This window comes from Muribaculum sp. NM65_B17 (assembly GCF_004793735.1).
Lineage (GTDB): Bacteria > Bacteroidota > Bacteroidia > Bacteroidales > Muribaculaceae > Muribaculum > Muribaculum gordoncarteri.
Window position 1 is genome coordinate 329,025 of record NZ_SRYY01000002.1, and the last position, 26,635, is coordinate 355,659.

Genomic DNA, 26,635 nt, shown 5'->3' on the forward strand with positions numbered 1-26,635 from the left:
AGCCGGCTCTAAGACAATCGCATATAAAAAGCGGAAGCATCCTTCATGTGGGGATGCTTCCGCCGTTATATTATCGCTTCGTTTATGCGCGTTATTTAGCGACGATGACAAATCCGCTTGAGGGGAGTATTGTCACAGGAACTTCGGCAGGCTTCTTCACCTTCAGTTCGCGCTTCTCGATCACGCCGGGAGTCATCGATTTAAGCTTGGCCGGGTCGGCGTATATCTCGACTACCTGATCCTTGGCGAGCATGGGGAGGTCGAGCTTCAGCTTAAGAGGCTCCTGCTCGGCGCTCACGCCTGCTATGTACCATGTGTCGCCATGACGGCGTGCAAGCACTACGTAACGGCCGGGGTATCCGTCGATGTAGAGTGTTTCATCCCAAGTCGTGGGTACGGCTTTCATGAATTCTATCGCTTCGGCCGGAGCGTCGGTGAGATTGGTAGGCGACAGTGCGAAGTTCTGCACGGCGTTCTGGTAGAGAATCGATGTGGCAAGCTGGAATGCATCGCTTGTGCGGCGTGTGGTGCCGCCGTCGTTGCCACGGTTGAGGCGCTTGTTGAGCACCGTACCGCCATACTCCATACTTCCGGCTGCGTTACGGATGAAGGGGTGAAGGGTGGCGTTGTAAGCTTCCTGGTCGCAGAATCCCTGGCTGAACACGAGGTTTTCCGATGCAAGCACGGCTTCGCTTCCAGCATAGTTGGGGTAGAGGCGTTCCCATCCGCGAGGCATTGTACAGCCGTGGAATATAACGTTGATGCCGTAGTCGTTGGCGTCGCTCAGGATGTCCTCATAGAGGCGCATGGTTTCCTGCTTGTCGCCGCCGAAGAAGTCAACCTTTATGCCCTTTATGCCGAGGTCGTGGAGCCACTTCATCTCCTTTTTGCGGGGAATGGGGCGTGACATGAGGCTTGTGGGGCCTTGCACGATGTCGTTCCACCATCCGCTCGACGAATACCACATGAGCAGGTTCACTCCCTTGCTGTGGGCGTATTTAACGAGCTTCTCGATGCCTTCGCGGCCAATGTTGGTGTCCCACCAGTTGTCGACAAGCACGTTCTCGTAGCCCATTGCAGCGGCGAGGTCGATGAATTTCACCTGGTCGTCATAGTTGATGCTGTTGTCCTGCCACAGAATCCAGCTCCATGTTCCGCGACCGGGCTTGAACGGCTCGGTGGCCTCATATAGGGGTTCGACAACGCTCCAGGGAATTGTTGTTTCGACGATCGGGGCGAGGTCGGAGCCCACTGTTATTGTGCGCCAAGGTGTGGCTCCGGGAAGTGCGATGCCGGGCGATGCCGAGCCGTTGCCGTTGTTCTCTTCGGGCATAGGATAGGCTATGGTGTACATGCCGTCGGTGTAGTCGCTCAGTCGTGAGGCGCAGTAGCTTCCGTCGACACCGGTTTCGGTGAGTAGCACCCATCCGTCGTCGCCTACGTGGAAGAGAGCGGGGAAGGTATAGCCGTGTCCGTACATCGACTTTTCATTCATGGGTGCATCGGGCTTATAGGGCTCCTCGTAGCTGGGCTTGGTGCGCTTCCAGCCTATCATTGCGTGGCTCTGGGGAGTGATGAACGTAGTAGTGTAGGAGGGGAACTTGAATCCGGTAGCTTCTTTCTCCACTACGAGGCTTCCTGTTTCGCCGCCTTTCTGGCGAGGGATTATATATCGGAATGCAACATCGTTGTCGCTAACCTGCCATTCGATGCTCATCTCCTGTCCGGCTTCGTTCTTGAAGGTGGTGACGAGGGTGTTGGCGTTGTAGTCGACATGGCTCTTCTTGATGCGGTCCTGGTTGTAGCTCTTTGACACGTTGCCGGTCTTGGAGTCGGTCATGGTCATTCCGCGCGAGAAGTCGCCGATGTTGGTGACGAATCCGAGCGGCGATTGCTCGATGAGCTGCTTGCCGTCGTAGGTGACGCTATACTGGGGAACTCCGGCTGCAACATCGGTCGTTACAACGAGTTTTCCGTCGGGGCCTGTGACATTGACCGCGGCTTCGGCTGAAAATGCAGCTGCCACTGCGATGGCTGTCAGTAATAATGATTTGTTTGTCATGCGATTAAAAGTTATGTGATTTGATTAGTTTCGTCCCTTTGCCTTGGCTGAGATACCGGTAAGCCTATACGCTGTTATGTTATGCGAGGCGATGGTATTCTTGAAGTATTCAAAGATACGAAAAATTTTTGCAAGGGTCACCCTTATTGTCGCAGTAATTGAAATAGGGGCTCGAATTAATCACAATCCAAGCCGTCGTTACTTAAATGTTGTTGTACGGGGTCTTAACTTGTTTTTGTTTTATAAATTCTATAAAACGGGTGTGCTTTCCTGTGCCATGAAGTCAAAACTCCACGGCATTTTTACATGTTTTCAACAAATGTATGGAAAAATCGCTCTCTCAATTATTTAACATATATTATGATGCAAGGGCTACTTTGAGGCCGAGGTGACGGGGCTGCTCAATAGCGGCGGTAACGGCGTCCGATGACCGACAGAATGATGCCGCGGGTGAGCAGATAGCAGATGAATGCGAGCCAAAGCCCGTGATTGCCAAGCGAGGGAAACGCCAGAGCGTAGGTGATGAAGAATACGGCTGTGGCCGCGGCCATCGACAGGAGCATGGAGCGTGTGGCGGTGGCGCCGATGAACACGCCGTCCCATGTGAAGGCAAGGAATCCGGCGACGGGTATAGTGATTATCCAGTAGATGTACTCGTGAGCATGAACGATGACATTCTTTTCGGAGCTCAGGAAATTGAGAAGCAAGTCACCGCCCACGGCGTAGATGACGGTGAAGGCCACGGCGAGTCCGGCTCCCCATCGGCACAGCGCATCGATGCTTCGGCGCAGTAGGGTGCGCTCGCCTGCTCCGATGTATTTGCCGCAGATGGCTTCGCCGGCAAATGCGAATCCGTCCATGAAGAAGGAGAAGAGGGTGAAAAACTGCATGAGCAGCGCATTGACGGCAAGCATCTCGGTGCCTTGGCGTGACCCCGTGCGGGTAAACCACAACGTGACGGCAACGAGGCATAGCGTGCGCAGGAATATGTCGACATTTATGCGGAAAAAGTGCTTCAGCCCCTTTATCTCGACAATCTCCTTGAATGTCGACAGCACGATGTCGTACCTGATGAGGCATATCGAGCAGGCAAGCATGAATCCGCCCCATTGGGCCACAAGGGAGCCTACGGCCACACCGGGTATGTCGTAATTGAAGCAGTATACGAGCACCAGGCTCACCGCGATGTTGCACAGGTTGATGAATATAGATACCCACATGGGCGCGCGGGAGTTCTGCATGCCGAGAAACCAACCCGACATAACGTAGGTGCCGAGTACGGCGGGAGCGCCCCATACGAGAATTTCAAAGTAGGTGCGTGCGAGTACGGCGGTGTCGGCCTCGACATCCATGAACCATAGTACGGCTTCGCACACCTGATGTCGCAGGACTATCATTGCTATTCCGGCAAGCATGGCCACGAGCAGAGCCTGCTGCAGGATGCGTGACTGCGCAAGGTGGTCCTTGGCTCCGAAAGCCTGTGCCGTCATGCCGCTTGAACCCATGCGCAGGAATCCAAACAGCCAGTAGAGCATGTTGAACATTGAGCCGCCTATGGCTATCGCGCCTATGTAGGCGGCCGAGCCCATGTGTCCCACGATAGCCACATCCACCAGCCCCAGCAGGGGAGTGGTGATATTGGTGACTATCGAGGGCAGGGACAGTGATAGGATTTCGCGGTTTACCGATAGGTTGTGTCGTTGTTTATTCGTCGTCATTATCGGCATTTGCGATTATAGCTTCTTGGCTCGCATGCAGTCAACTATCAGATAGATGATGAGGAGCAGATACATAACGCATCCGAGTGCCTGCGAGGTTGTCATCGATAACGGATTGGTGTACTCAAATCCCATGTAGTTGGTAAGCGCGGCAAATACGCCAAACAGTGCGCCGCCGGCTATGAGGCCCGAAGCGATGAGGGTTCCGCGATCGCGGCGAGCGTCGTTGACAGCCGAGTCGGTCGAGCGGCTTGAAACGAACCATGAGATGGCACCACCGATGAGCATGGGAGTGTTGAGTTGCAAGGGGATGAACATTCCGAGGCAGAATGCGAGTGCCGGAACACCGAGCCAGTTGAGGATGAGTGCGAGGATGGCACCTACCATGTAGAGAATCCACGGAGTGTCGCCGCCCATCATCAGGGGCTCGATCACCTTGGCCATGGCGTTGGCCTGCGGAGCCACGAGTGCGTCGGGGCCTGAGAATCCGTAGACATCGTTGAGCACGAGAATTACACCACCCACTGTGGCGGCTGAAACGAGTGTGCCGAGGAACTTCCAGCTCTCCTGCTTGCGGGGAGTGGAGCCCAGCCAGTAGCCTATCTTGAGGTCGGTCACGAAACCGCCGGCCATTGAGAGCGCGGTACACACAACGCCGCCTATCACCATTGCGGCAACGATGCCCGATGTGCCCTTAAGACCTATTGCCACGAAGATTGCCGATGCGATAATCAGCGTCATCAGCGTCATGCCCGACACGGGATTGGAGCCCACGATGGCGATTGCGTTGGCGGCAACGGTGGTAAAGAGGAATGCTATCACCACTACCACGAGCCAGGCCACGAGAGCTTGCCAGAATGTGTTGATGACTCCGAAGTAGAAGAAGGCGAGCACTGCTATGAGGGCTATGGCGATGAGGTAGACGATGTGCTTCATCGATATGTCGAGCTGCCAGCGCACCTCCTTTATGTCGCTGCTTTTGCCCTTGAGCTCACGTGCGGCGAGGCCTATTGCCTGAGCTATTATCGACCATGACTTCACGATGCCTATGACTCCGGCCATGGCTATGCCGCCGATACCGATGAGGCGGGCGTAGTCGCTGAAGATGGCTCCGGGCTCCATCGAGGCTATTTCGGGTGCGCCGTAGGTTCCCATGAGGGGAATGATGATCCACCACACGAAGATTGAGCCGGCAAAGATGACGAATGCGTACTTCAGGCCCACGATGTAACCGAGTCCGAGCAGGGCGGCACCGGTGTTGACGCTGAACACGAGCTTCGTCTTGGCGGCAAGCGCCGTTCCCCATTCCGAAGCTATTGAGGTGACATTCTCGGCCCACCACTTGAACGTGGCAAGCACGTAGTCGTAGATACCTCCTATAAGTGACGCTATGATGAGTGTCTTGGCCTGTGATCCGCTCTTTTCGCCCTTGCCTTCACCGCTCACGAGCACCTGGGTGGTGGCTGTGGCTTCGGGGAAGGGGTATTTGCCGTGCATGTCCTTAACGAAGTATTTGCGGAAGGGGATGAAGAAGAGTATTCCCAATATGCCTCCGAAGAGCGAGCTGAGGAATATCTCGAAGAAGTTGACCGCAATGTCGGGATACTTGGCCTGAAGGATGTAGAGCGCGGGCAAGGTGAATATGGCACCGGCCACGATCACTCCCGAGCAGGCGCCTATCGACTGGATGATCACATTCTGTCCAAGAGCGTCCTTCTTGCCGAGTGCGCTCGATAGTCCCACGGCGATGATGGCGATAGGTATTGCGGCTTCAAACACCTGGCCTACGCGCAATCCGAGATAGGCGGCCGCCGCACTGAATATGACGGCGAGGAGCAGTCCCATGCCCACGGAGTAGGGAGTCACCTCGCGGTAGTCGCGTGCAGGGTGCATTACGGGATGATACTGCTCGTCGGCGGCGAGCTCTCTAAACGCGTTTTCGGGTAGTCCGGCCACGCCGTTGTCGTTGGTCGCCGGGTCGATGCCGTTGACGGCATCGTCTAAGTTTCGGTTGTCAGACATGTTGTAGTTTAATGTGATGGTGATAAAAGTAACGTTTTGCGAAGTTAACAATTATTATCATCAACTGCAAGAGGGCTGTGTTAAAACGCATATAACGCCGACAATGGCATTGCGTGACATGGCGTCACAGCGTGTAGCCGAGCAGCTCCAGGATGAAGGGGGTTAGCAGGGCGGTGAAGAGGCCGTTGATGGTGAGCCCGAGCGACGAGAATGCTCCGTAGCGATAGCCGGTTTCCATGGCTACCGACGTGCCCACGGCGTGGGCGGCCGTGCCCATCGAAAGTCCTTGGGCAATGGGGCTCTTGACGCGCGACAGCTTCATCATCCTGAAACCTGTCATGCCGCCGAATATGCCGGTACACACCACGACGGCGGCAGTGAGCGCCGGAATGCCGCCTATGGCTTGCGTCACCTCGATGGCGATAGGGGTGGTGACCGACTTTGATGCGAGTGACATGACCACCTCACGTGACGCTCCGAGTATCTGTGCCACGATGACAACCGACGCTATGCCCACGATGCATCCCGCGACTTCGGCAAGGAGGATGGGCAGAAACTGCTTCTTTATCGACTCGAGCTGACGGTAGAGCGGTACGCCAAGCGCCACTACGGCGGGTTTGAGCCAGAAGTCGATGAACTCGCCGCCCTTGGAGTAGGTGTCGTAATCGATGTCACACACGAGCAGAAACACGATTATCGCCACGGTCGACAGCAGGATGGGGTTGAGCATCGATATGCCGGTGCGACGCTGTAGCAACTGTGAGGCCACATAAATAATAAATGTAAGGGCCAGCAGGAAGTATTGGTTATCGAGAAAGCTCATGATGCGGTGCTGAAAGGCGGCGCACAAGCTGGTGAACCCAACCGGTGACGGCGATGATTAGAAAAGTGCTTACTATCGATGCCCCGATGATGGGGAGCCACTGGGCTTTGATGAGCCCGAGGCAGTTGATGAGGCCCACGCCTGCGGGAACAAAGAAGAATCCGAGGTTCTTCACAAGAAAGTCTGACACGCGGTCGACCCACATCAGACGCACTATGCGCAGCTTAAGGGCGGCCGTGAGCAGCAGCATCCCGATGATGCTTGATGGTACAGGCACCCCTGTGGCCCATACGATAAACTCGCCGATTGCCAGGAAAGCAAACAAGACGGCACATTGTAGAATCATAGTTCTGTAAGAAAAAAATTAAATATAGATTGTAAATCGGGCGCAAAATTAAGTCTATTTCTCAAACTGTCAATGTTTCTGTGTCGATTTAACGTTGGAAATGACTAAATTGTCACTTTGAGGCGATATCGGGCGATGATTTGCGATGCATAAATATGCGTTTATGCGACTTTTGAACAGTTTTTAACTCTTTTGGTGTCTAAAATTATACTGCTGAAAATCAATGCAATGACAAATTTTATATGTTAAAAAACATAGTTTTATTGCATTTTTCTTGAAGTTGACCTAACTTTGCAGCGTTTTCAAGTGTATATAATAGCAAAGGTCCTGAAGAGTCAGGCCAATAAAAAATTGTTTTAGGTAATTAAAAAGTTAGTATTATGAACAAGATGATTCAGTTGTTTAAGAGTGGTATCAATGCTTACGTTAAGGTTGTCAGCGACAATCAGGTGATTCGCCTCTCGGCCAATCATTCGGCTTTCAACCCCGAGAAGCAGTAAGCCACGTTGCAAACCCCGGGATTCATATTCCATGAACCCCATTTTAAAAAGATATTAAGGCCGAAGAGTCGGATGTTGAATATTGTATAATTAAAATTTTTACAGTTATGAACAAGATGATTAAGTTTTTCAAGGAGAGTGTCAACTCATACGTTGAAAATGTGGGCCGTCATCAATATTTCCGTGTGACCGGTGATTGCTCACCTGTGTTTGACGACAAGAACTGATAATGCGGATTTCTCTCTCTCTTTATAAAGAAAAGTAAAGTGGACGATTATAAAATAGAAGTGTTATGAAAAAGTTTTTGAAGAAGGTACTTACGTGGTACTTTGAAGCATCTGCAGAGATGTATCGATAAATGTAGAGTGTATCTGATTTTTTTCCATTCCGCAGGGAATGGGTGATAAGAGTAGATTAATTTTTTAGGAATCGTGAAAATAATTCACGATTTTTTTTGTGCCCGGGCGAGTGCAATCCCGAGGGCTACGTAGTTGCCCAATAAGTGTCGGCAACATGGTGTAGCGTTTTTATTGGGTAGCTAACGCAGCCCTCTTTTCTTATATATAATGCTTTTATACCCGTGCAGCGGACGCATATCAGCGTCCTTGCGCGTGCCTAACGTTGTTAAGCAGCTATCGCAGCTTTTGCGCTAACGCGGGGATTTGATAATGGAGGGAATGCGCCCTACGCTGACGCGGGGCGAGTGCCCGGGTTGCATGTCACGCGTGGGTGTCGGCGGGTGAGGAGGCCGGAGCAGACTCCGAGGGTGCGCAACCGCAGGCCGAGGCCGAGGGGCCGCAAGGGGCGGTGAGGGCGGCGTTTTCGCGGATGAGCTGTTCGATGCGCTCGTCCTTTTCGCGAATGAGCGTCAGCAGGGCTTCAATCGAGGGGTCTTCTTTACTCCCCCCTATTGTTAACAAATTTTCACATATCATGTCGCCTTCTCCGGTTATAAGCCAATGAGCGTTGAGCCAATCAAATGTTTGGACTATCTTCATGATGAAGTCAAAGCCCGGCTTGTTGCGGCGCATGGCCACCACGCCTCTAACTGTTTGGTCGCCAATGCCTATTTTACGGGCGAATGACGCGATGTTTAGATTCTCGTGCTTTATGATTTCGTTTATTCGGTCGCAAATGTCCATAAATACGTTAAGAAATTCAATTATTTATTTGGTAGATTCAAATAAATGTTTGATATTTGTACCCAAAATAGCTTTGTGCTTTTACAAATGTAGTAATTTTTGCCGATATTTTAAGGCTATTTAAAACACTTTTGAAGCGTATAAGCTTAATAATATATTATTAATTTAACAGTTTACTTAATTATGAGAAAAACTTTTTTGAAAGTTTCGCTATTCTCATTTCTTGCACTGGGAATGTCAACTGCTTTTGTTGGCTGTAAGGACTACGATGACGACATCGACCAGTTGAGAACTGAAATAGCAGCAAACAAGACTGCGATTGAGGCTATCAATCAGAAGATCTCGCAGGGAGCTATCCTTAATTCGGTTGTACCTACTGAGGACGGCAAGGGTATCGTTATCTCCGTTACTAAGGACGGTAACACTCAGACCTACACCATTAAGAACGGCGAAAACGGACAGGACGGAACTACCGCTCAGGTTTGGGACATCCGCGAAGTTGACGGAAAGGCTTACTGGTTCAAGAATGGTGAAAACACCAACATCCCCGCTCAGGGCAAGGATGGCGTTGGAACCACTGGTGAAACAGGCGCTCCCGGTAACTACTGGGCTCCTAACGAAGAGGGCACAAAGCTTGAAGAATATGCTTGGAATGCAGATGCTAAGAAGTATGAAAAGACCGGTAAGACAGTTGATATCGCAATCACTGTAGAGGGCGACAAGACTCCCGGCATCACTGCTGTTGCTGACGCTAACTACGTTTACTTGACCGGCGTTCAGACCGGTACCGACGAAGCCGGCAAGCCCGTTTTCGGCACTGTAGCTATCTCTCGCAACGGTCTTCTCCGCGGTATAGTTTTCAATCCCGATCTTTATCTTGACGGTGTTGAAGGCACACGCTATGCTTATGCTGACGGTGTTTATAAGACTCCCGGAGCAGGTGATGCAACCGGTGAAATTACTGTTAACGCAACAAAGGCTAACTTTACAATTCCCGTCGCATCTAACTGGCATTATGTAGCCGGTGCTGCAACTGATGCTTATCAGCTTGGTGAAAACGCTACTACAAGCTATGTCCTCAATCCTAACAACGCTAACATCGACGGTGTTGAGTTTAGCTTCCTCCCCATCGATAACAAGGAGCAAGTTGCTACATCACGTGCAGCTGAAGTTGCTGTTCCTGCACTCGTAGTAAAGGATAAACCCGCTATGAAGGACGGTGAGTTGAAGGTTGTTTACAATATTGTTAATCCTAAGTCGGTGGTTTACACTGAAGACAGCAAGAATACTCTTCCTGTTACCGCTCTTCAGGCAACTCTCGCCGGTAAGGATGTTGATGAAGTGATTACTTCTGACCTCTTCAGCCTTGTTATGGCTACAGTTAAGTTCACAGCTCTCAGCTATGTTCCCGCTGCAGAATCTACAGCTGATGTTCACCTTGATACTGACGGTAAGACTGCTGCTGAATCAGCTTCTGATTTCATTATAGCTTACAATCAGAATCCTGAAAATCTCTTCGATCTTTCTACTAAGATTCGCGTATGCTACACTATCGCTGACTTCGGTAAGACCACAACTACTGAAAGCCAGATGACTTTGGCTGAGGCTGCTTCTCGTTGGGGCTTGACTGCAAGCTATGATCCTATGACCTACTATGTAGGTACCAGCGAAACCGATGAGTCTAAGTATGCCAGTGTTGCTGCTGACGGTAAGGTAACTCTTAAGTACATCAAGGATGGTGCTTGGGTTAACTGCGGTGACAACGAAGCTTCTCGCTCAGCTATCGGTAAGCACCCGATCGTACGCGTAACCCTTAAGAACGGTGACAAGGTTGTCCTCGTTGGTTATGTTAAGCTTGAGATCGGTGACAAGGCTGCTGTTCCTCCCACAATCGCCAACACTCCGATAATCCTTGCTAATGGTACACTTCCTCTCCTTTGCGAGGCTAAGGACGACGCTGTAGTAAGCACTTGGCAGACTACCAGCGATAAGGTTCTTGCTGAACTCGGATTGAGCGAAGCTGAATTCAAGGCTAACTATGCAATCGAAGGTAATGCCGCTACCGGCGCAACTTATGTAGAAGGCACTACTGAAAATACATTCGTAGCTGTAACCGGCAACACTTATGGCAACCTCGAATACGACGCTGACTCTGAGGCAGGTCCTACCAACGGTTTCTTGACTTGGGACTATGCAGTTGCTAACGCTAAGGCTATCGCAGCTCTTGAAGGCCGCAAGGTTAAGCTGTTCCGTAAGTTTGTCAACAACAACGATGCAAACATCATCCTCTATCTTGGTGTTGAAATCTCTATCGCTGCTGCTCCTTCGGTAACATTCGGTACTCTTAGTCCCTTATTCCTTGCTGTAGGTAAGACCGACGAAGTAGCTATGCGTGTTCCTCAGGCTAAGAATACTCTTGGTATGGATGTTTACGACTTCTATGCACTTCTCAAGGACTACTATACCGACGATGTAATCAAGGCTTCTTACACTGTAGCTCCTGCTACCGGTTATCCCGCAATAGCTGATCTTGGTGTTGCTCAGTCTTACAAGTTTGCTGCTGCTGCCGAGCAGATGGAAGGTCTTGCTGTAAGTGCCGACGCTCTTTCACTCCTTTCAGGAACTGAAGTTATCGCAACTATCGGTGCTGCTGACGGTAAGGTTACTTACAGTAACAGCGAAAAGGCTAAGGAACTCCTCAATGCAGGTACTTCTGACTACAACGTATGGGCAAAGGTAGAAATCACTGCTACTTATGGCTCTTGCAAGCTTCCCTTCGCTGCTCTTGCAGGCAACAAGGTTCGCATCGACTTCAAGCGTCCTATCGTACTTAAGGGTACTGAAGGCTATTCAATCTATCCCAACGGTATCGATCCCAGCCAGGAGCCTCTCGGTGACTTCTTCACTATGAAGGATTCTTTCGGTAACGGTAACGCTCTCTTCGCTCTTCAGAATAACGCTTACGCCGATGTTAACGGTATCTACAGTTTCTATAAGGTAGCTACTCTTTCTATCGACTTCAGCCAGGTTGCTGTTAGCGGTGTTACATTCAAGATGATGGCTGCTGCGGGCTCAAGCGCTACTGTAACTCAGGACGCTACTAACAAGAACCTCTACACTGCCGACATCTCTAGCGTTGATGCTCTCAACGAAATCATGGTAGTATGTGACTACGGTAACGAAGTTCTTGAAAAGGATCAGGTTGTTAAGCTTCCCATCACAGTTGCTTACAGCTGGGGTACTCAGAGCGTAGAAGCTCAGGTTACTATCAAGGCTTTCCCGCAGAACTAATTTGATACGATTGTTTAATCCCTGATAACGATAAGAGCACTGATTGTAACAATCAGTGCTCTTTGTTACATAAAATCCTGTCGATATGAAAAAAATATTTGTATTCATTGCCGCATCGCTTCTCATGTGGTCGTGCTCCAAGTCGAGCAAGGAGTCAAGTGACTATGTGACCTACGAGGATGCCGAGGCCGAGTTTGCCGCCACTCTGTCGGCGAGCGACACCACCGAGGTGCTTTCGGCCGGCAACGCGTTGATGGACAGCCTGCGTGCGGGCAACATCGACTATGCCCTGTCGCAGCTCCATTCGGCCGACACCAACGGAAATGTCGCTGAGATGAGCAACGAGCTTCGCGAGCGTATGCGCGCCCGCTTCGAGCGCTTTCCCGTGGTGGAGTGGGAGATCGACTACTACGACTTCTCGCTCCCCGGACTTAACGACCTGAAATACCGCACCTACATGCGCGCCCGCGACGGCAAGAGCGGTGTTCCCGCCATGTCGCTGATGCTCAACCCGGTGAAGAAGGACGGCAAGTGGTATCTGTGTGTTAAGGATGCCGAGATGCCCGCCAAGGACGCCGCCAACGCCATCAATCCCAAGCAGATTATAGGCGAGCGATAGCGGCTCGGGCCGTGCGCCCGGTAATCGCAATACATTATATTTTATAGATTCACGGCTCCATGTCGCATTTCCCTGTCGATGGGATATGTTGCATGGGGCCTTTCTTGTAGCTGCGCTCCGGGGCGTGCGATTGTTAATCCGTTAACCTAATATCGTTAAATCGGAACGTGACAATACAAATGTTTGATTTTGTAAATAAACATTAACTCATGTTTGCAAAAATTAACTGGGGAGGGGTATTTTATCCATTACTTTTGCTTAATTTTGCATTGCAAAAGAACATTAAACGTGAAAGACTATAATCTTGATATATAGATTATCTGCCTTAGGTACAATTAAAAAGGAAAGTCGCATTTCTCAAATTCGTCGTTTTGCATTTATTTACATTCTGACCAATCATTTGCGTGTATGAACCCACTATATGTAATACTATCCGTGATGTTGGCTTTGGCCGCCAATGTCGGTGCGTCAGCTGCATCGATCGAGCATGAAGCCGCAAGCGTCACCCCCGCAGCCTCCGAAGAGGCCAAGACACAGAATTTCGCACTGAAGACCAATCTCATCTACGATGCCCTGCTCATGCCCAACGTGGAGCTTGAATGTCGAATCAACAACCGCTGGTCGCTCGCCGCTGAGGCCGATGTGGCGTGGTGGAAAAACGACGGTCGTCACAAGTACTATCAGATAATGAACTTCGCAGCCGAGGGTCGCTACTGGTTTCACTCCTACAAGCCATGGCACGGCCACTACGTGGGGCTGTCGGCCGGCGGAGGAAAGTTTGACCTCGAAGGCGGTCGCACAGGCTACAAGGGCGAGGGCTTCCTCACCGGGCTGTCCTACGGATTCATGTTCCCCGTGTCGAGCTGCCTGTCGTTTGACGCCGAGGTGGGCTTCGGCTACCTCTACGCCCAGTACAAGGTCTACAAGCCCCAGGACGACCACTATCTTTTTCAGCACAAAAGCCGCACCAACTACTTCGGCCCCGTCAAGGTGAAGTTCAGCCTCGTGTGGCGGTTTAACGCTTTCGACTCGAAAGCCGGTAAATAATCCCCCTCTTATCTTGATATAGATGAAACTTAACATTCACAATACACTCCTCGCCGCATCGGCGCTCATTATAGCCGCCTCCACATCATCGTGTCGCAAGGATTTGTGCTACAATCACTTTCCCGAGGCAGGCGTGACGCTATCCTACGAAAACGAGTGGGAGCGTGACTACGGCATGGGATGGCTGTCGGGCTGGGATGCCGACCTTTACGGCTCGACCTACGACAATCTGCGTCCCGGCAACCCCGAAGGTGTCACCATGGTGGCCTACCACCCCGACGGCATCACGGAGTTCTACATGAGCACCGCCGGCGGCAACGTGTCGTTTGGCGCAAGCGTCCACTCGCTGCTCTTTTACAACAACGACACCCAGTACATCATTCTCAACGACATGGCTTCGCTGCCCTCGGCACGCGCCACATCGACATCGCGTTCACGCGCCACTCTCGGCGAACTTCATGCCGGTGAGCGCACCATCAATCCGCCCGATGTGCTCTATGCCGCCTATTCGCCCGAAGTGCCCGAGCTGAAGATGCACGAAAATGTGCCCCTGCCGGTGCGCCTGCAACCGCTCGTCTACACTTATGTGATCCGATATGAGTTTGACTACGGACAGCAGCACGTTGCGCTTGCACGCGGTGCCGTGGCTGGAATGGCTGAGTCGGTCTATATGCGCGACGGAGTGACATCTGACGAAGCTGCCACCATCCTTTACGACTGCACGCTCACCCCCTACGGAGCACGTGCCGAGGTGGCTTCATTCGGTGTTCCCGGATTTCCCGACGAATACTACGGCCGTGACGAGTCGTCGCGTCGCGACACCCCGCGCCCCTATACGCTCAATCTTGAGGTGAAGCTTACCAACGGCACCCTGAAGAGCTTTACATTTGACATCACCGACCAGATGCAGCGTCAGCCCCGTGGCGGTGTGATAGTTGTGAAGGACATCCGCATCGAGGACGATGAAAATCTGAGTGACTCGGGATTTGATGTCGACCTCGAGGACTGGGGATTGCTTGAAGATATAATAATACCGGTGCATCCGGTGTAATAAACGATTTACATTCAATCAATTTAATTAATATTATTCATTAACAAAATTTTTCTGACAATGAAAAAAAGTTTTATTATTCTCTGCTGCTATTTTGGCATTGAGTTCATGTTCCAATACCGATGTGTTGGAAGAAGGTAACATCCAGCAGACCAACGCTATCGGTTTCCAGACATTGGTAAACAAGGAGTCACGTGCGTTGACCAATGCGTCATTTGGAAAATTCTGGGTCTATGGTACTTATCATAAATCAGGCCAAGCTGCCAACAAAGTTATTGTGTTTGACGGTGTTAATGTTTTGAAAGGCAACACTGAGCAAGGTGCCTCTACAGGATGGGGATATTCGGGTACTCGTTACTGGGTTGATGGTGCTACATACAATTTCTACGCTTATAGCTGTGACAACGAACCCTTAACTACTTATGGACGAGCTAATCTTGATGAAACTTCAAAAGCGCTAAATATAGCAGAGTTCATTTGCGATGAAACCCATCAGCACGATTTGGTTTTTGCAAAATCTACGGATATTCAAGGTAAAGCGACCGGCAATGAGGCTGTGAAGTTCAGCTTTAAGCACATTCTCTCAAAACTTAATGTTACTTTCGTCAACGAATATCCCGCCGATTACGAGCTTACTATTTCAAATGTAAGAGTAAGCAATGTGCGCAATAAAGGTAAATTCCTTGGTGAAAGCGGAGAGTGGAATAAATCGGATGTAGTTCGCTATCCTGAGATAAATTCAACGCCTGTTGTTTCATTGGCTCTAAAGAATGCTACTGATGGCAGCATTACTTTGAAAAACACTGCTGATGTAAAAGAGTCAAACGGCTCTACTGATTGGGGATATGTTATTCCTTTTGCTTATGAATCCAACAATGTGGATATAATATTTACATTGCAGGTTAAGAATCCTCTTGGCGATACAATTATCAACCAGACAATAAAGGGTAATTGGCAACCTGATTGGAAGCCCGGATACTCTTATGCCTACACTGTTAAATTGACAGGAGGAGAATCAGGACTTGAGCCTATTGTATTTGGTGTGAATGATTGGACTGAAGGCGACGGTTGGACGGCCGGATCTGCTTCTACTATTACTTTCTCTCCTGTTGCAGGCAACTAATTCCTGTGGAATGTCATTTGCAATCAAATTATCAACAATCAACTTAATTCACGGTAGCCGATCGTTTCGGTCGGCTACCTTTACTCACTATCTCGCCTCACAATCTATAACAAGCATCTCCCCTCAATCGACATCGGCCTTTAGCCGGCAACAGCTCGATGAAGCCGATGTGACAAGAAACAAAACATCCCAACCAATCCAAGCTATGTGGAAACAATCTAAATTACGACACATCCTAAGCCCAAGGCTTAACATATATACAGCCGCATGCGTTGCCGCGGCTGCCCTCGCGCTGCAGTCGTGTTCGTCGACATCGAGCGACGACGATGTAGCCGCCGGAGTCGAGTTGCGCTTCAGTGCCTCAGCTGCCGACGGCTCGCGTGCTACGACGCTCACCACCTCGGCCACGCTCAATGACTTTAAGGTGTGGGGCACCTACCGCACTAAGGTAGGCGGCTCATGGAGCGCTCAGCCTGTCAATGTGTTTGCCGGCGTTACGGTCAACAAGGGCGGTGACGGCAACTGGACCTATGCGAGCGCATCCACCCCGCTGCAGTACTGGTTTCCCGGTTGCTACTACACCTTCCGCGCCATCCACCCAGCCACGGTCAATGCCGCGTTTACGCCGGGTAGCGATGCAGCGTCCGACCGCCTTAGCGTCACCTCATTCGATGCCATCAAGGGTGTCGACCTCGTGGCCGCCACCCACACCCGTGAGTCCTTATTGCAGGGCAACACCGTTGTGAGCCTCGACTTCCGCCACCTGTTGTCGCGCGTCGACATTTCGGCCTCGGTCGACAAGGCTGTCACCGGCACCTTTGTTATTACGGGCATAAAGCTCTACGGCTTCGACACCGTGGGCTCGTGGAGCAGCGACGGCATGACCACCAACATCTACGGCAAGTGGGACAATCTGTCGGGCCGCGACAACGCCCACACCGTCAGCGGACTTGACATCACGCTCAACTCCGAGCCTCAGTCGCTGCTAAGCGGCGACAATACCGTGCTGATGCTGCCCCAGGTCATCCCCGTGGGCGCAAAGGCCGACATAACCTATACCGAAAACGGAACGGAGAAGACCGTAACCGCCGACATCTACAAGGCATCCTACAGCCTTACAGGCGGCTACCAGCCCTCGCGCACCTACCGCTACTCCTTCACCATAGGCCCCGACCAGTACATCCTGTTCAGCCTTCCCACCATTCAGGACTGGGAAGATGCCGAGGGCGGAAACTATTTGCCTCAATAAGTAAAAAACAAGTAAGATGATGAATAATTATATACGACGAATCACCGTTGCCGGAGTTGTTGCATTGACGGCTGCCGTAATGTCGGGATGCTCCGATGATTCCGACAACCTGACACCGGTCTACGACCCCGCCGATTATATAACATTCGGCACCCCTTCATTTGTGTTGAATGGCGGCGACGGGTCGGCAATGTCGCGCTCTACGCTGGTCGATAAGTTTGGCGACGGAGGCGTGACCTCGTTTAATGTGTGGGGCTATTGTGTGCCTCGCACCATCGATGGTAATAGCGATGACTGGAATGCCGCCTACAATGTCAAGTGGCCTCAGAAGTCGTCCTATTCCACTCCTGATGTGTTTAAAAATCAGGTAGTCACTGTCGACGGCTCTATGATGTCCTACACTGATCCGAAGCAATGGAAAGCAAAAAGCAACTCCACTGCCGATGTTGAAACATCTTATGGCTACACTTATACCTTTATAGCCTGTGCCAATGGCGGTAATGGCACATTTACAATGTCGCCTGCTTCGGGCATGGGTGTTCCCGTCTTGAAGTTTGAGATGCCGTTTAGAGGCGGAAGCTTGGGTGACAATCCTACGCCTCTTGACCATAAACTTATCAACGATGCACTTATTGCAGCGAAGTTTGATCACACGCGCCGCAACGGCAAGGTGGATCTGGTATTCTCCCATATATTGACCGGTATACGATTCCGCTTCCACAACCACACGAGCAATGACCTGGTTATAAAGTCGCTATCTTTTCAGGGCCGGTTTTATCGCATGGGTGAGTTCGATTTCTCAGGCGCAGATGCAAAGCGGAGTGTAAAGACGCTTAGTGAGGATTCGTTCAGCGGTCGGTTTAACTTGATGACGGAACCGCAGACGATTCCGGGCGAAAGCTCGCAATTGATGGGTTATTCGATCGATAATCCCGATGGAACCACATTGCTGTTGCTGCCCAATCCTGCTGCCAATCCCACCTCTGATGTGCTTGCTCTTGGTGATAACAAGACGATTATTGTCAACTATACATTGAATGGAGAGGAGAGGGAATGGCGATATGAGAACTTTAAGCTATCCTATGTGCCCGGTGCAAATGTGCGTCACACCGCCAATCTAAACTTCGTGGGCAATGAATTTACTCTCATATTCCAAGCCGACAATGACTTGAACTGGGAAGATGGGTCGGATAACGATATTGACATTAACTAAGCTGAATATATGAAAAACCTTATATTAAAGAACCAATTTTGCTATGCCATTGTCGCCGCACTGTCGATTGTCGCTATGACGGGCTGCAGTGATGACAATGAATTGTGGGACGAGCCTGAAATCTCGGGCCCTTTAACCATCGTGGCTCAGAGTGTCGACATGATTGAGCCGTTTTCGATGCCCGAAGTGTTGTCGAGGGCCAATGATCCCAAAAACGAGGCCGAGAAGAGAATCAACACTCTTCACCTCTTTTTCTTTGACAATAACGGCCAATTTATTACATCCAATGCCGATAACTTCAAACCCTATATTCCCAATGTGAAGAATTTCATGTTTGTGGTCAAGGATGAAGCCTATAAGACGATGACCGATGTCACAATCGTGGCCATTGCCAACATCAACGGTACCGACAACGAAAGCGCAAACTATTTTACGACCGAATATCCTGACGGTACTGTCATAACTGCAGGCGGCGAGATTGAGAGCGGAACACGAATCAATCCCGGAGAAACGCGCAATCCCAACCCATACAAAATCACATGTCTTGCCGACCTTCAAAAGTGGGTATATGCCCCGAAATTGCGAACCGCTGAGGGAACCGACATTACGCAGCTGCCCAAGGCCGGTATGCCTATGATTGGAATGTTGAAGGGCGTTGATTTAAGTAAGGCTTCCGGTAATACTATCATCCCTATGAAGGCGTTGATGGCCCGTGTCGACATACGCGTTACGCTCGACCCCAATCAGGAGAGTACCGACGGACGCCTTCCGCAGTTGACAATCAAGGAGTATGGTGTTATGAACATGCCCACTACCGTGCCTTACACCATGCCCGACACTGTTGCCCAAAAGTCAACCCCCGTACTTGGAGAGGGTGAACTTGAAAAAGAGATTAAGGTGACGCTTGAAAATCCCATAGTGATTAACAAGAACACCCACGATCAGGATGTGTTCACCTACTATACCTACGAGAATATACAGTATCCCGATAAAGGAGCTATACGCGCCGATGGCACCCATGCATATAATGATGATGGAGTATTGACCTTCCCTGCAGGAGTGACTACCGCCAAGGAGAAACAGCGTTGGAAGCCGACTATCGCCTATAAAGACCGCGCATCGGCAATGGTGCTGCGTGGCTCCTATGTAACTCATCAAGGCCTTACCTACGAAGCCGAGTTCAAGGTGTTTATGGGTCAGAATACGATTGACGACTTTAAAGTTAAACGTAATCACAAGTATGTCAACAACATCACCATTCATGGTCTTGACTATGTGCGTAATTCCGACGACAATACCTATACATTTGACGGTCGTGTAAATGTTATGACCGACAACCCCGTGTATCTTGCCATCGTAAACGAGCGTAAGGTTGATGCTCATGCATCGGTGCGCCCGATGGATGTGTGGTTCCTCCTGCGCGAGCCATCTAAGAGCGGTGAGCCATTGAAAAAAGTTGATTGGTATTCTGAGGTGGAGGTTTCGATAGTTGACCCGGATAAGTGTGGTTGGGTACGTATGGAGTTGGTGCCCCGTTCCGTTATGGAAAAGGCCGGTTTTAAGGCCGGTACGGGAACTCGTGATTATTTTACAACTGATTTGGTTACCAATACTTTAGCTGGTAATGACAGGGCAATAATCAGAGCTGACAAAGATAATAATGATCCTAACTACGAACAATCACGTTCGCGTGTCTATTTTTATATTGACGAAAATGTTACCCCTAATGCACAAGGTGAGATTCTTGATAGAATTGCAAAAGTAAAAATAGTTTATCGAAAGCGAGAAAATGAAAATGGCCCAATATTGGACGAAAGAGAAAGGATTCTTGAAATCGAGCAACGAGGATTGAAGAAGATAACCTACAGCCATCCGAGCGGTGGAACTATTGACGATACCTACATGGAGTATTATGAGGAGTATCTTGAACACTATGACCCATTGGACCAGCACACTATGCCTGGTGAACTTTATAAAGGTATGCCTTGGGGTGTAAAAGGAACAAGATATGACCGAGTGCCAACAGGAAATTTTTGGAATCCATATGATTATTATAGTGGAGAACGAGCAGATAACGGTCTGTCGACGCGTACTTTTGATTCTGTTCGTGATTATGGCCTTCAGGCTACTCAATGGGTACTGATTAGGAGAAGTGGTACTGATGGTTACGTGTCAATGAGTACGGTAAAGTTATATAATGATGCTCCTCCGGTAACTGCGTTCCATTATTGTTATGGAAAGAACAAACGTAAAGCTGATGGAACTGTTGATGGCGCATCTGATTATAACGATGTGAGTCGTGGTGGTTGGTATCTTCCCGGTATACGAGAACTTGAACGTGCGTTAACTGAATACTATTTGACATTCTCAGACTTTAAAGGGAATTTTTATTGGTCAGCATCAGCAGCTCAAAACATGGAAAATAGCGAGGCATCTCAGCTAGCTCGTGCAACCAAGGCGATAGTCGAAGGTTCTTCAGTTCGTTATGCCGAATCGGGAGGAAGTACTGATGCAAATAATTATCCCGGAACAAACAATGACAAAGGTCGAGCTGAAAGAAGTGAAACCTTTCGCGTTAGGGCATTCTATAAGTTGCCGAAATAAGCAAGTCAGGTCAACATTAACATCATAATCATGATTCGTCCCGGTGAGGTCATTTGTACAGAACGACCTCATCGGGACGAGTTGTATATGTGCATTTTTGTCGGTGCGTTACGTGAGGTGGTGCGCAAAAACGAATTTAGATGAAAACTTCAAGATTTTTGTCTAAATTTGTCCTATGACAACAACTATTGAGATCAACCGATTGAGGTTATACGCTTTTCACGGGGTGTTACCTCGTGAACGTGAGGTGGGCAACGAGTTTGAGGTGACGCTGCTCCTGGAGTGTGACATGACCGAGGCCATGACCTGCGACCGCCTCGACGGCACGGTGAGCTATGCCGATGTCATCGAGCTTGTCAAGGCCGAGATGGCTGTGCCGTCGCAGCTGCTGGAGCATGTGGCATGGCGCATAAAGTCGGCCGTGGAGCGTGACTTCCCCAAGGTGACGGGCGGATATATAAAGGTGGCCAAGCTGCGTCCGCCGGTGACCGCCCAGCTTGAATCGGCTGCCGTAACGCTAAAATGGAATAACAATGGCTGACAACTATCTTGAACGCAAAATGGAGGAATACCGCTCGGGAAAGGGCGTGACCTACCGTCATCGCACTACTCCCACCGGGGCGCGACCGGGCACCCTTAATGTAAAATTCCCTTCGCGGCGCGTGCTTGTCACGGGCGGTGCAAGCGGCATAGGCCGCGCCATTGTCAAGGCGTTCTGCGATGCCGGATGCCGCGTGGCGTTCTGCGACATCGACAGCAAGGCGGGAGCGGCTACGGCCCAGGCCACGGGGGCACAGTTTCATCCCGTCGATGTGCGTGACGCCGCCGCTCTTGAGCGCTGCATGGATCGCCTGCTGGAGGCGTGGGGCGACATCGATGTTATTGTAAATAATGTGGGCGTGAGCGCGTTCAAGCCGCTTGAGGAGAGCAGCCTCGAGGAGTGGGACGACATCATGTCGATCAACGTGCGCCCCGTCTACATCACTTCGCGCAAGCTTGCCATTCATCGTCGCGACATGGGTGGTGAACCTCATTACGGACGCATAATCAACATGGCCTCGACCCGACAGTCAATGAGCGAGGCCGGCACCGAGGCCTACTCGGCATCCAAAGGGGCCGTCGACTCGCTCACCCACGCTTTGATGATGTCACTCGCTCCGCTTGGCATAACGGTCAACTCCGTGTCGCCCGGATGGATCGAAACCGGCGACTATGACGCACTCAGCGAGGCCGATCACTCCCAGCATCCGTCACGCAGGGTGGGGCGTGTCGACGACATTGCACGAGCCTGTATTTTCATTGCTTTGCCCGACAATGACTTCCTAAATGGTGAAAACATTGTGATAGATGGCGGAATGACACGTAAAATGATATATATCTGATATGATAATCACTCAAATGTTTGTGAAATTCAATCAAATGTTGTAATTTTGATGCGTAAAACATCAAAATACAAATAGGATTGAATAAGATAAACCGAATAATAGCTTCAGCGTTGTTGCTTGTCACCGGAATGAGCGCAATGGCCGACGATGTCGCAGACAACAGAGGTCGTATGCTCTCCCCCGAGCGAACTGAGTTTGCGCCTTATTGGTCGTTGCGGCTTCAAGCCGGAATAGCCGAAACACTCGGCGAAACATCGTTCAGCGACATGTTGTCGCCTGCAGCAGCATTGAGTGCGGGCTATCACTTTGCTCCCGTATGGAGCGTGAGGCTCGGAGTTAGCGGATGGCAGGCCAAAGGCGCGTGGGTATCGCCCCGCCGTGTCTACAAGTATGACTTCATCCAGGGCAATGCCGACATCGTGATGTCGCTCTCCAACATTATAGGCGGCTTCCGCCCCGACCGGCGTGTCGACTTCTACGCCTTCCTCGGTGTGGGAGTTATCAACGCATTCAACAACGATGAGGCTGCCAACGGACTTGAATATGCCGACCAATTGAAATATCTGTGGACCGGTCACAAATGGTTTGTCGCAGGACGGGCCGGCGTGGGCGCCGACATAAACCTGAGCCGTTATGTGGCATTCAATGTCGAGGTCAACGCCAACATGATGTCGGATCACTTCAACTCCAAGCGCGGAGGCAGTGTCGACTGGCAATTTAACGCTCTTGCCGGTTTCACCTTCAAGTTTGGCAAGGGAACCCGTAAGGTTCCTGCCGTGTATGAAGAGCTGCCGCCGGCTCCCGTAGCCGCCGCTCCCGTAAAGGAGGAGCCCAAAGTAACGCCTAAACCCGTTGAACAACCTAAGCCTGAGGTGAAGGTTGAAAAAATTACTGAAAATATATTTTTCCTCATCAACTCTTCCAAGATTAGAGCATCGCAGGAGGGCAAGGTCGCAGCTGTAGTCGACTACATGAAGCGTAACCCAGGCGCGACAGTGGTAGTTACCGGATATGCCGACAAGGCCACCGGAACATCGCGCTACAACAAAACGCTTTCAGATCGTCGTGCCAAGGCTGTTGGCGATGCATTGCTTGATGCAGGAATTTCGGCCGACCGCATTTCGATGTCGGGCAAGGGCGACAGTGAACAACCGTTTGTACAGAACGATGACAACCGTGTCGTCATAATGATAGCCGAATAATAGCGACAAAATAGACTATACTACATTTTCGAGAAGAGAAAAACAATAATTTACGATTAGGCAAAGTCTGTCCGTGAGGATGGGCTTTGTCGTTTTATATAGTCCCGGCGTCAACAAATATTAGAGCCGGTTCGGCAATAAGGCGCTTTTTTTACAATTGGCAAGGTTTTTTTGGAATTTTAAGAACAATTGTCTACATTTGGTTTTATTAATATATACATAACCAAAAAACTATGCAGCAACCGATCGAAAAAGTCAATCCCGTAGTGAGAGTGTGGCATTTTTATCGCGACGGCTTCCGCGCCATGACGGTGGGCCGTTATCTGTGGGCATTGATATTGATAAAGCTGTTTATCCTCTTTTTTGTGTTTAAGCTCTTCTTTTTCCCCGATCTGCTTAAGCGTGACTACGACAACGACCGTGACCGCGCGCAGGCTGTGAGAACTACATTGACCGATGATCGCCGGTAGGCATGTTGTCGTACTATTGTTGAGATTAACCTAACAAAATTATATTATATGGATGACTTAATTAGTGTTGTAGACTGGTCGCGATGGCAATTCGCGCTGACGGCCATGTACCATTGGCTATTTGTTCCTCTCACGATAGGACTTGCGTTGATAGTCGCTATCATGGAGAGCGTATATGTGAAAACGCGTTCGGCCAAGTGGTTGGCAATGACGAAATTCTGGATGCTCCTTTTCGGCATCAACTTTGCCGTGGGTGTTGCCACCGGTATTATCCTTGAATTTGAGTTTGGTACGAATTGGTCCAACTACAGCTGGTTTGTAGGCGACATATTCGGTGCCCCGCTTGCAATAGAGGGTATTGTGGCATTCTTCATGGAGTCGACTTTCATCGCAGTGATGTTCTTCGGCTGGAAAAAGGTAAGCCCCCGGTTCCACCTCACCGCTACATGGCTCACTGCCATAGGCACCGCCTTGTCGGCGTTGTGGATTCTTATCGCCAACGCATGGATGCAGCAGCCCGCGGGAATGGAATTCGACCCGGCACAGATGCGTAACATCATGGACGACTTCTGGGCACTGGTACTGTCCGATACGGCCGTTGCCAAGTTTACTCACACCGTAGCCAGCGCATGGACACTCGCCGGAGTATTTGTAATAGGGGTGAGCTGCTGGTTCCTGTTGCGCAAGCGCAATGTCGAGATGGCCATGTCGTCGATCAAGGTAGCCGGCTGGGTGGGATTTGCAGGTATTCTTACCACGCTTGCCACCGGTGACTTGTCGGCAGTGAATGTGGCAAAGCATCAGCCCATGAAGCTTGCCGCCATGGAAGGCCTCTACGACGGAAGTCGCGGGCAGGAGCTGGTGGCCATAGGAATTCTGAATCCCGACAAGCGATATGACAACGACGAGAATCCCTATCTGTTCCATATAAGCATACCGAAGGGACTGTCGTTCCTCGCCACTCACGACTTCAATGCTTTCGTTCCCGGAATCAACGACCTTATCGAAGGTTATGAGATCGACGAGAACGGAGAAACCGTGACATGCGTAGGCTATGCCGACCGCATAGCCATAGGAAAGGAGTCGCATGAGGCACTCCGCGCCTATGACACAGCGATGGCCGACGGCGACGTGGCCGGCATGGAGGTCGCGCTCGAGAAGCTGCGCTCGACCTATAAATATTTCGGCTACGGCTATCTCGACAGCCCGGCCGAGGCTATACCTCCTGTTGCGATGACATTCTATACGTTCCGCATCATGGTTATTGCTGGAGGTTATCTGCTGCTCTTCTTCATCGTTGCCCTCTTTGCCGTCTACTATCGCGAGCAGTGGCTCCGCAACAAGGTGGTGCAGTGGATAGGCATGCTGTCGATAGCGGTAGTGTGGGTGTGCTCTCAGAGCGGATGGATAACCGCCGAAGTGGGCCGTCAGCCCTGGGTGATTCAGGATCTGCTTCCCACACGCGCCGCTATAAGCGACATCTCGTCGGCTACCGTGCAGGTGACATTCTTCATGTTTGCCGCCGTGTTCACGATTCTGCTCATCGCCGAAATAAGCATCATGCTGTCGCAGATAAACAAACATTCCAAAGAAGACATTGAAACAATCTCTAAAGACTAACGACTATGGCACTTGAACATTTACAGATATATTGGTGGCTTATCATCTCAGTGCTGGGTGCGCTGTTGGTATTCCTGCTTTTCGTGCAGGGAGGGCAGTCGATGCTTCTCGACACCCGTAACGCCATGGATCGTACACTCATGGTAAATTCGCTCGGGCGCAAGTGGGAGCTTACATTCACCACGCTCGTGGTATTTGGCGGCGCATTCTTCGCTTCGTTCCCGCTCTTCTACAGCACCAGCTTCGGCGGTGCCTACTGGTTGTGGATGCTCATCCTGTTCAGCTTCGTGGGGCAGGCCGTCAGCTATCAGTACCGTCGCAAGAGCGGTAACATCTACGGCACGCGCTTCTACGACTGGCTGCTGTTTATCAACGGCTGTGTGGGCTGCTTCCTTCTCGGCGTGGCAGTGTCGATGTTCTTCTTCGGCGCAGAGTTTACGGTGCGCATGGGCAACATCCTCGATCCCGGTTCACCCGTCATTTCGCAGTGGGTGCCGTCACATGGCTTTGAGGCCATCTTCAGCTGGCGCAACTGGATCCTCGGACTGGCCGTGCTGTTCCTCGCCCGCACTCAGGCTTCGTTGTACTTTATGAACAACATTGCCGGCGATGACAGCTTCTTCAACCTCAACAAGCGTCGCGTGCTCGTGAACGGAGTAATATTTGTGGTATTCTTCCTGGCGTTCACAGTGCTCCTGTGGACCTATGACGGATATAACTTCACCCCCGACGGCTGGGAAAGGCTTAAAGGCAAGTATTTCTACAACTACATCGAGATGTGGTGGTGCATAGTACTGTGGCTCATCGGAGTCGTAATGGTGCTCTACGGAGTGCTTAAATCGGCTTTTGCCAAGCACTACACCAAGGGTATATGGTGGTCGGGCATAGGTACGGTGCTTGTGGTGCTCACCCTTTTCTGGGTGGCCGGATACAACAACTCCGCCTACTATCCTTCGCTCATCGATCCGGCAAGCTCGCTGACAATCAACAACAGCTCGTCGACCGAATTCACTCTCACGGTAATGAGCTTCGTGTCGATACTTGTGCCGTTTGTCCTCGCCTACATCTGGTATGTGTGGTACAAAATGGACCATAAGCCCATCACTCCCTCCGAAATGGAAGGCGACGGCGAGCACGTATATTGATCA

At 50.7% G+C, this 26,635-nt stretch carries 20 protein-coding genes; 14 read left to right on the top strand and 6 right to left on the bottom strand.

All coding sequences use genetic code 11. The features are described 5' to 3' along the window. Window positions 1-91: 91 nt before the first annotated feature. The 6 genes from E5354_RS03980 to E5354_RS04005 all read right to left on the bottom strand — a co-directional run bounded on the left by E5354_RS03980 (window position 92) and on the right by E5354_RS04005 (window position 8,613). Entirely contained in the window at window positions 92-2,062 is a 1,971-nt protein-coding gene (locus E5354_RS03980) for a glycoside hydrolase family 97 protein (protein ID WP_135946511.1), read from the bottom strand. A 401-nt stretch (window positions 2,063-2,463) separates the two neighbouring features. After that, window positions 2,464-3,780: an MATE family efflux transporter gene (locus E5354_RS03985; RefSeq protein ID WP_135946512.1), complete on the bottom strand. Its 1,317-nt coding sequence runs from the start codon at window positions 3,778-3,780 to the stop codon at window positions 2,464-2,466. A gap of 15 nt (window positions 3,781-3,795) precedes the next feature. Beyond that, window positions 3,796-5,802 (bottom strand): OPT family oligopeptide transporter, encoded by a 2,007-nt coding sequence (locus tag E5354_RS03990; protein ID WP_123395217.1) that lies wholly within the window; start codon window positions 5,800-5,802, stop codon window positions 3,796-3,798. Window positions 5,803-5,926: 124 nt separating this feature from the next. After that, on the bottom strand, window positions 5,927-6,625 hold the full coding sequence (locus E5354_RS03995) for an LrgB family protein (RefSeq protein WP_123395218.1): 699 nt from the start codon (window positions 6,623-6,625) through the stop codon (window positions 5,927-5,929). Continuing rightward, on the bottom strand, window positions 6,609-6,971 hold the full coding sequence (locus tag E5354_RS04000) for a CidA/LrgA family protein (protein WP_135946513.1): 363 nt from the start codon (window positions 6,969-6,971) through the stop codon (window positions 6,609-6,611). Before E5354_RS04000 ends, E5354_RS03995 begins: the two co-directional genes overlap by 17 nt. Window positions 6,972-8,190: 1,219 nt before the next feature. Next, a complete protein-coding gene (locus E5354_RS04005; protein WP_135946514.1) occupies window positions 8,191-8,613 on the bottom strand; it encodes a helix-turn-helix transcriptional regulator in 423 nt (140 codons plus the stop codon). Window positions 8,614-8,796: 183 nt separating this feature from the next. Between E5354_RS04005 and E5354_RS04010 the strand changes: the two genes are divergently transcribed. The 14 genes from E5354_RS04010 to E5354_RS04075 all read left to right on the top strand — a co-directional run bounded on the left by E5354_RS04010 (window position 8,797) and on the right by E5354_RS04075 (window position 26,632). Beyond that, window positions 8,797-11,904: a hypothetical protein gene (locus tag E5354_RS04010; protein ID WP_135946515.1), complete on the top strand. Its 3,108-nt coding sequence runs from the start codon at window positions 8,797-8,799 to the stop codon at window positions 11,902-11,904. Window positions 11,905-11,989: 85 nt separating this feature from the next. Then, a complete protein-coding gene (locus tag E5354_RS04015; protein WP_135946516.1) occupies window positions 11,990-12,523 on the top strand; it encodes a hypothetical protein in 534 nt (177 codons plus the stop codon). Window positions 12,524-12,931: 408 nt separating this feature from the next. Further along, window positions 12,932-13,570, top strand: a complete 639-nt coding sequence (locus E5354_RS04020; protein ID WP_135946517.1) for a DUF3575 domain-containing protein — start codon at window positions 12,932-12,934, stop codon at window positions 13,568-13,570. A 22-nt stretch (window positions 13,571-13,592) separates the two neighbouring features. Then, a complete protein-coding gene (locus E5354_RS04025) occupies window positions 13,593-14,621 on the top strand; it encodes a DUF5119 domain-containing protein (RefSeq protein WP_135946518.1) in 1,029 nt (342 codons plus the stop codon). Between the two features lie 127 nt (window positions 14,622-14,748). Continuing rightward, window positions 14,749-15,744 carry a fimbrillin family protein gene (locus E5354_RS04030; RefSeq protein ID WP_168353820.1) on the top strand — a complete coding sequence of 332 codons (996 nt, stop codon included), beginning with the start codon at window positions 14,749-14,751 and terminating at the stop codon, window positions 15,742-15,744. A 205-nt stretch (window positions 15,745-15,949) separates the two neighbouring features. Next, window positions 15,950-16,993: a fimbrillin family protein gene (locus E5354_RS04035; RefSeq protein WP_168353821.1), complete on the top strand. Its 1,044-nt coding sequence runs from the start codon at window positions 15,950-15,952 to the stop codon at window positions 16,991-16,993. Between the two features lie 16 nt (window positions 16,994-17,009). Next, window positions 17,010-18,206, top strand: coding sequence for a fimbrillin family protein (locus tag E5354_RS04040; protein ID WP_135946521.1), 1,197 nt, complete (start codon window positions 17,010-17,012; stop codon window positions 18,204-18,206). A gap of 9 nt (window positions 18,207-18,215) precedes the next feature. Continuing rightward, on the top strand, window positions 18,216-20,810 hold the full coding sequence (locus E5354_RS04045) for a DUF4906 domain-containing protein (RefSeq protein ID WP_135946522.1): 2,595 nt from the start codon (window positions 18,216-18,218) through the stop codon (window positions 20,808-20,810). Between the two features lie 175 nt (window positions 20,811-20,985). Continuing rightward, window positions 20,986-21,351 carry a dihydroneopterin aldolase gene (folB, locus tag E5354_RS04050; RefSeq protein ID WP_135946523.1) on the top strand — a complete coding sequence of 122 codons (366 nt, stop codon included), beginning with the start codon at window positions 20,986-20,988 and terminating at the stop codon, window positions 21,349-21,351. Next, window positions 21,344-22,192 carry an SDR family NAD(P)-dependent oxidoreductase gene (locus E5354_RS04055; RefSeq protein ID WP_135946524.1) on the top strand — a complete coding sequence of 283 codons (849 nt, stop codon included), beginning with the start codon at window positions 21,344-21,346 and terminating at the stop codon, window positions 22,190-22,192. Before folB ends, E5354_RS04055 begins: the two co-directional genes overlap by 8 nt. An 80-nt stretch (window positions 22,193-22,272) precedes the next feature. Further along, complete coding sequence (locus E5354_RS04060; protein WP_246863736.1) at window positions 22,273-23,397, top strand: OmpA family protein; 1,125 nt, start codon at window positions 22,273-22,275, stop codon at window positions 23,395-23,397. A 233-nt stretch (window positions 23,398-23,630) separates the two neighbouring features. Further along, window positions 23,631-23,867, top strand: a complete 237-nt coding sequence (locus tag E5354_RS04065) for a DUF4492 domain-containing protein (RefSeq protein WP_135946525.1) — start codon at window positions 23,631-23,633, stop codon at window positions 23,865-23,867. 48 nt (window positions 23,868-23,915) lie between these two features. Next, window positions 23,916-25,487: a cytochrome ubiquinol oxidase subunit I gene (locus E5354_RS04070; protein WP_135946526.1), complete on the top strand. Its 1,572-nt coding sequence runs from the start codon at window positions 23,916-23,918 to the stop codon at window positions 25,485-25,487. Between the two features lie 5 nt (window positions 25,488-25,492). Next, a complete protein-coding gene (locus E5354_RS04075; protein ID WP_135946527.1) occupies window positions 25,493-26,632 on the top strand; it encodes a cytochrome d ubiquinol oxidase subunit II in 1,140 nt (379 codons plus the stop codon). Window positions 26,633-26,635: the final 3 nt, after the last annotated feature.